The organism is Deltaproteobacteria bacterium (assembly GCA_016183175.1).
Lineage (GTDB): Bacteria > UBA10199 > UBA10199 > UBA10199 > SBBF01 > JACPFC01.
This window is the reverse complement of record JACPFC010000014.1, coordinates 20,422-30,923: the sequence shown is the minus strand read 5'-3', so window position 1 is coordinate 30,923 and position 10,502 is coordinate 20,422. Positions and strand designations below refer to the sequence as shown.

Sequence of the window (10,502 nt, the reverse complement as noted above, 5' to 3'; positions counted from 1 at the left end):
GGGAAACACCTTGTCTTTGTCGGACAGCTTCAACCCCAGCGCGAGCATGATTTTCCGCTTCGTGTCCATCCGGCAATCCATTCCCGATTCCACGCGGTCGATCGTCAGCGCCGAAAGCCCCGCCTTGCGCCCCAGTTCCGCCTTGCTCATCAAAAGCTCTTCACGAATTTTCCGAACATTGTTTTTCACAACGAAGCCCCTCCATTAATAGTCAATTATCTAATATATGTCTAATTTTGTGGTAAACGTCAAGATATTTGTTCTAAATTTTTTTAAATTTATTATTTAATTAATATAAATTATATTTAATCTATATTAATTTAACATCAATAAGGGGTTTGAGGGGTAAAAACGGGGTTGGAGGGAATTCCTATAAGGGAAAAATAGAAGGAGGTGATTTCCAAACCATAAAAATAGAAGATCAAGGCGGCCATGGCCAAAAAGGGACCATAAGGGATGATCATCGGTCCCGCCTCATCACTCCGATTTTTGGTTCGGGGAACAATCAGCGACACGACGGCATAGAGAATGGCCAAAACCGAGCTGATTAAAAAAATAAAAACCATCCCCTTCCACCCCAGAAAAGCCCCCAGCATTCCGCAGAGTTTGATATCTCCACCCCCCATCCCTTCCCGTTTGCGGATGAGGGTATAGAGCGTAGCCAGTAAAAAGAGGGTCCCTCCTCCGACGACAATGCCGGTTGCGGAATAGACGAGCCCCTCTTTCCAGAAAGGAAATTTGAGATAGAGAATGGCCCCCATCCCGCCGGCAATCCCCGGCAGTGTGATAACATCGGGCAAAATGCGATGGTGCAGGTCGATAAATGACAAGACGATCAACGGGGCGACAAAGAGAAGATACCAGATAAAATAGCGGTCGAGTTCATAAGAGACGTGAAGCAGTGTCAACACCGAAAGGCCCCCGGCGATGATTTCCACCAGAGGATATTGAAGGCTGATGGGCTCCCGGCAGAACCGGCAACGGCCGCGCAGGACAAGAAAACTCAAGACCGGAATATTGTCGTACCCGGGAATTTTATGCGCACAGGCCGGACAAAATGACCTTCCCCCCAGCGATTTCTGAAGCGGCAAGCGGTGGATGCAGACATTGAGAAAGGAACCGATGACAAGGCCGAACAGGGCGGCTTCGATGAGGAGAAAATTTTCAGAAGGCATCATCTGACTGTACAATGACAAATAGCAAAGTTCAAAGTTCAAATTATTGACACTTTTAAACAGCCTGTGTTACTGATTTTACCCGAAACGGAGGATTGTCCATGACCAAACCCACAACCGCCGAAGAGGAATATTTTGCGCGGGAAGAAGCGGAAAAGAAAAAACGCCTTGCCGCCGAGCGGATGGCCAAACTGGCCCAGGAAGAAAAAGACAGGCTGAAAACGCTCCACTGGATGCACTGCCCCAAATGCGGCATGGAACTCCACCCGATTCTTTTCAAGGGAGTGACGATCGACAAATGCTTCGCCTGCAAGGGGGTGTTTTTGGACGACGGAGAGCTGGAAAAACTGGCCGGTTCGGAGAGTGGATTTTTGAAAGGCGTGACAAGTTTATTTAAATGATTACCCGAGATGACGTTAAAAAAATCGCCAAGCTGGCAAAATTGTCCCTCGACGAGAAGGAAACGGAACGTTTTACCCGCGAGATGGCCGATATCCTCAAGTACGTCGAAAAGCTAAACGAACTCGACCTCAAGAATGTGGAGGCCACCTCCCATGCCGTCTCCGTCACCAACGTCTTCCGGGAAGATGAGGCAAGGCAATCTCCTGTCCATGACAAGGCTCTGGAACAGGCCCCGTCAGCGGAACAAAACATGTTCCGCGTCCCCCGGGTGATCGGATAATCACCTGATCACAAAAGATTCCAAAAACGATTCCGCCCAGGGTGACTTCGCCGGGTCCTGCGGCGAGGCGACGATGAGCTGGTAGATATTTTTCCCTTTGGCCCCGTAGTAGCGAATGGCGCCGTCCGTAGAAACATACCTCCAGTCAATGCCGGCAAAACGGCGGGTCACAAGGGAGGCAGACGAGGCGCCAAAAATCTTCAAATCGGCGGCGATCCTTTGTGTGAGCAACTCATCCGTGACCTCCCCTGCCGCCTCAAAAACCTTTACGTTCAAATATTCGTACGGATCATTGGGGTTGGTGATAAAATAACCGTAACCGGTCCCCTCCCAGACCGACTTTTTGATGTCGGAAAATTGCGATGGAACTACAAACTCGATTTGGCCGTCATCCGATTTGATCAGGGTGCCGTCGGATAGCCTCTGCTGTTCCCCTTCTTTCACCTCCTCAAAACCCTTTCCCAGCTTGACCTTCTTGAAGGCGCTTTCCAGCGCCAGGTAATTCACCCTGTCATCGGCATCATAATGAAAAACAAGGCTCGCATGCTGGGTGAGGCGGATCCCGCCCCAGTTCTGCACCACGGCATGAAAAAACCAGGTCTCCTCATTCGCCGTCCCATCGGCAAAATCGGGGGGGCCGTAAATCCGGCGAACATCCTCTTTTGAAGAGCCGAAGGTGACCCCTTCGTTGGTATAAACCGGAAGAGAGGGATCAGGGTAAAATTGCATCTTTCCCACAAAGCCCTTGTTCAGCAGATCCTCCAAAATTCGAACATTCCCGAAGGCAATATCCATATCCTTAAACAAGGGGGATTTCTTCTCCGAGAAAAAATCTTTTGCCTCGCCCATCGGCGAGGCCAGCCGGAGCCAGTCTTTTCCATAGGCAATCCCCGACTCATCCGGGACAAGGAGAATCATCTCCCTTTCCAAACCGGGCGCCCCTGCCTTTAATTCCTCCCCGGTTTTTTTCCCGGCCAAATCCGTTTCACGGCTTATCTCATGGCCGGGAGGGGGCAGGGAAACCTGGGGCATTTGCGCGACCAAAACGGAATATCGATCCAATGCCTTTAGGGGCGTGGGAAGATCATAAAGAACAAAGGCCTGTTCAATCACCTGCGGGGCAAAGGAATAATCGAGCCACCCGTAGCCCTTCTCCCCCCAGCGGGCTCCCCAGGAATTCATCAGCTTGATTGCATTTTTGGCGTTGTCGTACCCGACCGCCACGAGGGCATGATGCCCCAGAGAATCCCCTTTTTTTTCTTTGTAAATATTTCCGGAGGCGCGCATTCCCCGCGGCAGAAAATTTTCAAACATCTCCAAAACAAGCAGGACCGGCTCCCCACCGGCCAGATAGGCCCTGATGTGATCCATGTTTTTTTCGTCGATGCGCCGATAGCCCAGCCCCTTGAAACCCTTCGCCAGTTCTTTGAGTCTTTCATCCGGCTGTGTTGCAATGTCGTCCTCCCGGTAGGGCATCAGGCGATAAGGGACCGTCCCGTTTTCGACGATGAAATTCATGGCGTCCAGCAGATCGACCCCCTCGTCCTTTCCCCCGTTCAGCTGGTTGTAGATAAACGAGGGGCTGAAGAGATGTTCCTCGTTCAACCCCCACCCCAGCTCGCGGTTTTCCTGAAACGATTTGACGGCAAACGACAACGCCCATCCGGCGCAGGAATTCTGTTTTCCCTGATCGGCGACGCGCGGAAGTCCCGCCGACAAATCGATCGACGGCGGGAGGCGGGCGAATTCGGTTTCGGAGGCGTCGGCAAAACTCCGGATCATCTTCGCCTCCTCCATCTTGAGATAATCCCCGGCGGACGGGGCGATCAGCCCGGAGTAGGCGGTAAAATCCTCTTCCGAAAGGGGGGTGTTGGTTTTGACAACCGTCTCGGAGGAACAGGAGAGAAAAAGAAGGAGAGAAAAAACCAGACAAGAGTTTCGGGCGATTGTCATAAAACTAACGAAACCTACTTTACCGTAAAAACAATCCTTGCCGTCTGTCCCGTCGACTGGGCGAAGATGTTGGCCAGATAGGTGCCGGGGGGGAGCGAATTTTTGCTCATCGTCTGGTTGATCTTTGTTTTGGCCCCCGTGGACATGATGATCTCCTTCGCGGATGAATTTTCCGTTTTGATGATTCCGTTGTCATCCGAGACAAAGAAATTGACAATCACCTGCTCCGTCTCGGAAACACCCAGCTCCAACAGGGCATCGCTGGGAACAGGGGCGGAGACTTTTGCCACGCTTCCTGCCGGCGCCGGCGCCTGACCGGCAAGCTTCACGTCAAACGGCAACGACTCGGGGCGCATCGGCGTCAGCGCCAGGACCGGGGCGGCAAATAAGACAAGAATCAAAAATGGGATGTATCGCATAAACCCTCCTTTAAGGTTGTCGATCATACCCCTTCAAACTCTTTATTTCCATTTTTTAATTTTCGGGCGTGGTGGCAAGTCTGGCCATCGATCCGGTGGACGACATCCTCTACACCGGCACCGCCGGAGAGTCGATCCTCCGCTTTGCCCTTGATGTCTGCGATGAGTAGAGGGCACTCCGGACGAATCCGCAGACCTCGTGGCCGCACCCTAAAAAACCCTTCTCACGGCACCTGAAATCCTCTATATTTTTCGGCATGGAAAGGAAAATGACCCAAGCCGAAAAAGAGGCCGCGGAGTACGGCATCGATCTGAACCTGCTGGAGTATAATCTTTCCCTGACCTGTGAAAAACGCCTGGAACAGCATCAGGAAGTCCTGAATCTGGCAAACGAGATTCGGAAAAACACGTGAAAAATGAATGGACAACCTGAATCGTCTGCTTAAAACACTGACGGACGGCGAAATTGATTTTGTCCTCATCGGAGGATTTGCCGCCCTTCTTTTCGGATCTTCACAGGTCACGAAAGACATTGATGTCTGCGTCTCCCTCACTCCCGAACATATCGATCAATTGAGAAAATGCCTGGCTCCTTTGCACCCCAAACATCGCATGACGCAGAAAAAACTTTCCTTTCTGGAATTCCCGGAAGATCTGCGCGGCCTGAAAAATCTTTACGTTCAAACCGACCTTGGGATATTGGATATCCTTGGCGAAGTGACCAATGTCGGATCATTCGAAGAAATCAAAAAAAGGGCGGCCGAAATCAGCCTTTACGGAAAAAAAGTCAAGGTCATTGCCGTAGACGATCTCATCAAGGCCAAAGAGCTGTTGGGCCGCCCCAAAGATTTGGCGACGGTTTTGGAACTCAAGGTCATTCGGGAAAAAATGAAGTAGACAACAACTCAAATTATTTTCTCCACTGATTATGGAAGGATAGCCCTTTCAGCCCTTCAAAAAAATTTTTTTACGCAACCTTTTTTCTCGCAAACCGATAAGGCAAGAGTTAAGCAAGTAAAACAACTTTTTACCCGGAGGTCATATGACTTTGCCTTTCTCTTTGCCTTACCCAACGCCGGCTGACGGAAATCCTTCTCCCGTCGACTGTATTGAGTTTGTGCAAGATATCCGAAGGAAGCAGAATACGGACAATTTATCTCAAATCGACCTGACAAAAGCCGAAGGGGTCGACCGGCTTTTAGAAATCGCCCTCAATAACCGGAAAGCCATTGAATTTTGTGCCATCTCCCTTCACAAGATCTCTGATCCCCCTGTGATTCCTGAGACCGAGGAAGAATTCCAACTGATCCTTAATCCCGAAGTGAAACGTTTTGCCGATGAAGTGAGCCAAATACCCAGCTTTGCGAAATTGGGAGGAAAAGAGCAGGAAAAATTGTTGGGCGATCTGCGTTACACGATCCGCGAGGGGGACAAACCGACATCTCCCTTGCTGGCGGCACTGGTGGGTGGAGCCACCACGGGGGGTGGTTTGGCCACTTTCCGTGGTTTACAATTCTTCGTGGTCTTTAATGGTGAACGGGCGCTCGGTTACTTGCTTGAGGAAGCAAAATGGTATGGAGGAGCGGCTGTTGTCGGGGCGCTTCTGGCGGGCCTGGGAATGGATGCCTATCATAAAATGAACAGCGGTGTTGAAAAAAGGAACATTCTGGAAGCGTATCTCACTCAAATCGACGATGCTAAAAAAGCCCACTTCCACCAACTGGAGTCGGCATTTGCCCACTGCCTCTACCAAAACCCGGATGCCATCGACACGGAAAAACTGGCTTTGGCTCTGGCCAACGAAAAATTCCACGACATTCTCTTTGAGGACGGCATGGCCTGGCACTTTGCGGACATGATCGACCACTACGAGCAGATGAATCTGGAACCCCTCCCCCTCATCAACGACCGGGGTCCGGCGGAAGAGAAAAGACGGGCCAAAAACAGGGTGCAATGCGGTGACCAACTCGCCGAAATTAAAAAGACCCTGTTGGGCGCCCCGGCTGAATCCGCAGACGTCGTGGCCGCGCTGTGAAAATCCCGAGGTGAACCCTTCGACTCTCCGCCTGCGGCGGATCGCTCAGGGCAAGCTGGAACACCCTGCCGGAAAACATGGACATTTTACGGGATTTTTTTTAGACTCGATGACAAGTGAGTCCCACAGATTGTTGAGGAGCGATCCCCTCGTTTATCAGTCATCAAATCTGCCGCGAGAAAGGGTGGAATCCTTAAGGCGCCGGAAATCGAGGTTTTTTTATGATGAGGAGAATTCTCAAGATTGCGGGGATTGTAGCGCTTCTCCTCGTTATTTTTTCCGTCGCCTATTATTCGATAACCGGCAGACCCCCTTGGGCAAAAAAAATCTTGAGCGGCCTAAGGCTTTCCACCGACATGACGGAAGTCTATCCCTATACCCCGGCCAACAGCGCCACGCTGACCCAGCGTTTCATGATGAACCGCCGGATGAGGTATTACGAATACGCGCCGGCCTGGAACCCCAAACCCCCAAAGCCCCCGTCCGCGGGCGGCAAAAACCCGATCAAGCTCTACCCCTTTCCGATTGTCGAAAACTTCGACCGGAACCAGCTTTTTAAAAACCGCATCGACATCAACAGCCTTCCGGCCCCGAAAACCTGGGAACGATTCGGCATTCAGGGGGCGGGGGTGGTTTCAAGCCTGGCCATCGATCCCGCCAACGCCAAAAATCTCCTTATCGGGACGGAAGGGTCGGGGCTCTATTTTTCCTATGACTTCGGATTGAAGTGGGCCGAACTCCCCCTGCCGCGAAACGACATCCGCAAGGTTTTTATCGATCCCTCCAATTCCCTCCGCTTCGTCGCGGTGACCGGCCATTACCTCTTCCCCGATTCGCCCCCCACGGTCTACCAGTCAAAAGACGGCGGCAAGACGTGGGATTTCGGCTACCCCATCGCCCAGCAAACCGCCGGCGGCGCCAAAAAAACGCTTCCTCCAAGGGATATCGCCATGGTCAACGATCTGTTGACCTTGGTCGCTGTCGATCAGAACCCGGGCGCCCCTTCCTCCGTGTTGATCGCGCAAAAAAACGCCCTGTTGAGCGATAACACCCCCTTTCAGGTGGTTCTGGCCCAGCTGGCGACCGATGCCGGAAAAATCAAGATCAAAAAAAGCGGCTTCGGTCTCATAAACCTTATTCAGTCCACAACCATCATTGTGGGAACTTCCAAGGTTGACATCCTCTCCGATTCCCTCTACCTGACCGCCGATTCCGGAAAAACCTGGAAGCTCGTCTATCAGCCCGAAAAAAGCCTCGACTCCTGGCACGACATCACGGCCTACGATATTTCCGGAAACGGCAAACGGATTGTTTTGTACCTGAAACCCCATGTCCCCTACAAAAATGACTATCTGATCGCCGTCAGCGGGGATGGCGGCGCAAACTGGGAAACGACAACCATCACCGGCATGGGCGAGGATATTTATGACGGCTTCTATAACCTCACCACCGATCCGTGGTACACAAAGGGATACCTCGCGGCGCAGGACCTGGTCATCGACGAAACCGACCCCGATCACATCGCGCTCTTTCTCTACATGAGGGGCCTGTTCGAATCGTTTGACGGCGGAAAGACGTTTTCAAAACTCATCTACTCGTACAAGGACATCAAATATCTGAAAAACGCCGACGGGGAGACGCAGGCGATCGAACCGATGGATCTGCGGTACGACACGCTCAAGGTCTTTCCCCTTCCCGGCGGTTTTTCCTTTTTCATGCCGACCGATCAGGGGCTTTTTTTGCTCGACGGCGAGGGGACTTTGACCAACATGACGAAAGACCTCTTTTTGGGCGACACCGGAATGGTCGAGGTCACTTCCTGCCCGCGCGTCTATGCCGGTTTGTGGCACGTGGGGAGCTACTGGGTGAACGCCGACAACACGATCGAGGGTTTCAACGGCGGCGAAAACTGGGGGTATGGCGCGGGGGGGGATGACGAATGTGAAACGCCGGTTTTTTCCCCGGTGCACGGCTATCTCTACGATGGAAAAAATTTAAACGAGGGAAAAACGACTTGGTTCGGCGACAATCTCGACTACGGCTGGCCCATTGAGGAAACCTTCAAGTACTACGAGGAGTGGTGGACAAGCCACCGCTGGTGGGGGGGGTTGTACTATCTGGTCCGGGTCAACGACGCCTTCAACACCACCGAGACCATCTACCCCAACGATGACAAGAACAAGAGAACCCAGGCCTACGGCGTGGATCGTCTGGCGCAAGGGGCCCCCTACTGGATTCTGGATCGCGACATGGTTTTGTGGAATTGGGAGAACGACAAGTGGACAGTGGCAAAGAATTTTTCGGCCGGGTTGGACAAGGAAAAGGAAGTAGTCAAAAACGTTTCGGGAATTGAAATAGCGGGCGCCCGTATTGTGCTCTACGGAATGAAGGGATTGATTATTTCAACGGACAACGGCGGAACCTGGACGGTCCGCCTTTACGGAAAAAAGGTCCGGGCGTTGGCCGGGGACAATTGCGGAACAATTTATTTGGCCATTGAACCGGACCCCAATTTCAATGTGGGAGGGGTTTACTCTTCAGAAAACGACGGGGCTAATTTCTACAAACTGGGTTCGGGAGACGGCCGCTCCTTTATTTCGAGCCTTGCGATCGATCCCGTTGACGACATCCTCTACGCCGGCACCGCCGGCGAGTCGCTCCTCCGTTTTGCCCTTGACGTTTGCAATGAGTAAATTGTAACCCCCTCTTCATGGCCGATCCCGCTCAACTCACCATCCACGAACTGGCCCCCAAACTGAAAAAGAAGGAAATTTCTTCCGTCGAGCTGACGCAATCGGTGCTCGATCGGATCGAAAAACTCGATTCCAAAATCGGCGCCTTTGTCACCGTTTGTGCCGACCAGGCGCTGGCCCAAGCCGGGGCGGTTGATGCGCAAATTGCCAAAAACCAATACACCGGGCCTCTCATGGGCATCCCGCTCGCCCCAAAAGACATTTATCTGACGGAAGGGATCAAAACCACTTGCGCCTCAAAAATTCTTGAAAATTACATCCCCCCCTACAACAGTACGGTGATCCAAAAATTTTCGGAGGCCCGGTCGGTGATTGTCGGCAAGGTGAACATGGACGAATTCGCCATGGGGTCGTCCACCGAGAATTCCACTTTCAAGCCGACAAAAAATCCGTGGGACCTCTCACGGGTTCCCGGCGGCTCCTCCGGCGGTTCGGCCGCCGCCGTGAGCGCCGACCTTTGCAGTGCCTCGCTCGGCACCGACACCGGCGGCTCTATCCGTCAGCCTGCCTCGCTCTGCAGTATCGTCGGTCTAAAACCGACTTATGGCAGAGTCAGCCGCTACGGGGTCATCGCCTTTGCCTCCAGCCTCGACCAGATGGGGCCGATGACAAAAGATGTCGAAGATGGCGCGTTGATGATGAACGTCATGGCCGGTCACGATCCACGCGATTCCACGTCGGTGAATATTCCGGTGCCGGACTACACGAGTTCGCTTAATCAATCAATCAAGGGGATGAAAATCGGCATGCCGAAGGAATATTTTGCCGCCGGGATCGACAGGGAAGTTGCCGAAACGGTGAAGCAGGCGATCAAAAAACTCGAAGAGCTGGGGGCGAAAATTGAGGAGGTTTCGCTTCCGAATACCGAATATGCCACCGCTACCTACTACATCATCGCCCCGGCCGAGGCGAGCTCCAATCTCGCCCGTTACGACGGCGTCCGATTTGGATTTCGGGCGAAGGGATCCAATCTTTTGGAGATGTACGAAAAGACGAAAACCGAAGGGTTCGGCCGTGAGGTAAAGCGGAGAATCATGCTCGGCACGTATGTTCTGTCCGCCGGTTATTACGACGCCTATTATCTGAAGGCCCAAAAAGCGCGAACCGTCATCCGTCGCGATTTTGAAGAGGCCTTCAAAAAAGTCGACTGCCTCGTCTGCCCCGTTTCCCCCACCACCGCCTTCAAGATCGGCGAAAAAGCGGATGATCCGCTTCAGATGTACTTATCCGACATCTTCACGATTCCTTTGAACATGGCCGGCCTGCCGGGCTTGTCCCTTCCCTGCGGCTTTGATTCCAACAACCTTCCCATCGGCATGCAGTTGATCGGCAAGCCGTTCGACGAAGGGACCCTCTTCAAAGCCGGCCACGCCTACGAACAGGCCACCGAGTGGCATAAGAAGAAACCGCCTCTCGCCACTTGACGCTCCCCGCTTAAGTCTGTTAACCCTTCATTTCCATTTAAGAAATCGCTATAATAAATAA

Annotated in this window: 11 protein-coding genes; 7 read left to right on the top strand and 4 right to left on the bottom strand. The window is 52.5% G+C overall.

Annotated elements, in window-relative coordinates; genetic code table 11:
* Together HYU99_01610 and HYU99_01605 are read right to left on the bottom strand one after the other, a co-directional pair.
* Positions 1–150 (bottom strand): XRE family transcriptional regulator (locus HYU99_01610; GenBank protein ID MBI2339050.1); only part of this gene is annotated, 150 nt, incomplete at its 3' end.
* Positions 151–326: 176 nt separating this feature from the next.
* Positions 327–1,178 carry a prepilin peptidase gene (locus HYU99_01605; protein ID MBI2339049.1) on the bottom strand — a complete coding sequence of 284 codons (852 nt, stop codon included), beginning with the start codon at positions 1,176–1,178 and terminating at the stop codon, positions 327–329.
* Positions 1,179–1,276: 98 nt separating this feature from the next.
* Here HYU99_01605 and HYU99_01600 point away from each other — a divergent pair, with 98 nt between their 5' ends.
* The gene (locus HYU99_01600) at positions 1,277–1,576 is read left to right on the top strand and encodes a zf-TFIIB domain-containing protein (GenBank protein ID MBI2339048.1); all 300 of its coding nucleotides are present in this window, start codon (positions 1,277–1,279) and stop codon (positions 1,574–1,576) included.
* On the top strand, positions 1,573–1,857 hold the full coding sequence (gene gatC / locus HYU99_01595; GenBank protein MBI2339047.1) for an Asp-tRNA(Asn)/Glu-tRNA(Gln) amidotransferase subunit GatC: 285 nt from the start codon (positions 1,573–1,575) through the stop codon (positions 1,855–1,857). Before HYU99_01600 ends, gatC begins: the two co-directional genes overlap by 4 nt.
* On the opposite strand, the gene HYU99_01590 is transcribed toward gatC, so the two are convergent.
* Both HYU99_01590 and HYU99_01585 read right to left on the bottom strand, forming a co-directional pair.
* On the bottom strand, positions 1,858–3,810 hold the full coding sequence (locus HYU99_01590; protein MBI2339046.1) for a C1 family peptidase: 1,953 nt from the start codon (positions 3,808–3,810) through the stop codon (positions 1,858–1,860).
* A 14-nt stretch (positions 3,811–3,824) separates the two neighbouring features.
* Positions 3,825–4,229: a hypothetical protein gene (locus HYU99_01585; GenBank protein MBI2339045.1), complete on the bottom strand. Its 405-nt coding sequence runs from the start codon at positions 4,227–4,229 to the stop codon at positions 3,825–3,827.
* Positions 4,230–4,498: 269 nt separating this feature from the next.
* Here HYU99_01585 and HYU99_01580 point away from each other — a divergent pair, with 269 nt between their 5' ends.
* From HYU99_01580 to gatA, 5 genes are all read left to right on the top strand, one after another.
* Positions 4,499–4,642 carry a hypothetical protein gene (locus HYU99_01580; GenBank protein MBI2339044.1) on the top strand — a complete coding sequence of 48 codons (144 nt, stop codon included), beginning with the start codon at positions 4,499–4,501 and terminating at the stop codon, positions 4,640–4,642.
* A 7-nt stretch (positions 4,643–4,649) separates the two neighbouring features.
* The gene (locus HYU99_01575) at positions 4,650–5,126 is read left to right on the top strand and encodes a nucleotidyltransferase (protein ID MBI2339043.1); all 477 of its coding nucleotides are present in this window, start codon (positions 4,650–4,652) and stop codon (positions 5,124–5,126) included.
* Between the two features lie 376 nt (positions 5,127–5,502).
* Entirely contained in the window at positions 5,503–6,264 is a 762-nt protein-coding gene (locus tag HYU99_01570; GenBank protein ID MBI2339042.1) for a hypothetical protein, read from the top strand.
* Positions 6,265–6,485: 221 nt separating this feature from the next.
* Positions 6,486–8,957, top strand: a complete 2,472-nt coding sequence (locus tag HYU99_01565; protein ID MBI2339041.1) for a hypothetical protein — start codon at positions 6,486–6,488, stop codon at positions 8,955–8,957.
* 17 nt (positions 8,958–8,974) lie between these two features.
* A complete protein-coding gene (gene gatA, locus HYU99_01560) occupies positions 8,975–10,441 on the top strand; it encodes an Asp-tRNA(Asn)/Glu-tRNA(Gln) amidotransferase subunit GatA (GenBank protein ID MBI2339040.1) in 1,467 nt (488 codons plus the stop codon).
* Positions 10,442–10,502 lie beyond the last annotated feature (61 nt).

Coding starts and splice junctions, on each gene's coding strand:
- HYU99_01575 (MBI2339043.1), top strand. CDS start 4,650: ATGGACAACCTGAATCGTCTGCTTAAAACACTGACGGACGGCGAAATT.
- gatA (MBI2339040.1), top strand. CDS start 8,975: ATGGCCGATCCCGCTCAACTCACCATCCACGAACTGGCCCCCAAACTG.
- HYU99_01580 (MBI2339044.1), top strand. CDS start 4,499: ATGACCCAAGCCGAAAAAGAGGCCGCGGAGTACGGCATCGATCTGAAC.
- gatC (MBI2339047.1), top strand. CDS start 1,573: ATGATTACCCGAGATGACGTTAAAAAAATCGCCAAGCTGGCAAAATTG.
- HYU99_01585 (MBI2339045.1), bottom strand. CDS start 4,229: ATGCGATACATCCCATTTTTGATTCTTGTCTTATTTGCCGCCCCGGTC.
- HYU99_01565 (MBI2339041.1), top strand. CDS start 6,486: ATGATGAGGAGAATTCTCAAGATTGCGGGGATTGTAGCGCTTCTCCTC.
- HYU99_01600 (MBI2339048.1), top strand. CDS start 1,277: ATGACCAAACCCACAACCGCCGAAGAGGAATATTTTGCGCGGGAAGAA.
- HYU99_01605 (MBI2339049.1), bottom strand. CDS start 1,178: ATGATGCCTTCTGAAAATTTTCTCCTCATCGAAGCCGCCCTGTTCGGC.
- HYU99_01590 (MBI2339046.1), bottom strand. CDS start 3,810: ATGACAATCGCCCGAAACTCTTGTCTGGTTTTTTCTCTCCTTCTTTTT.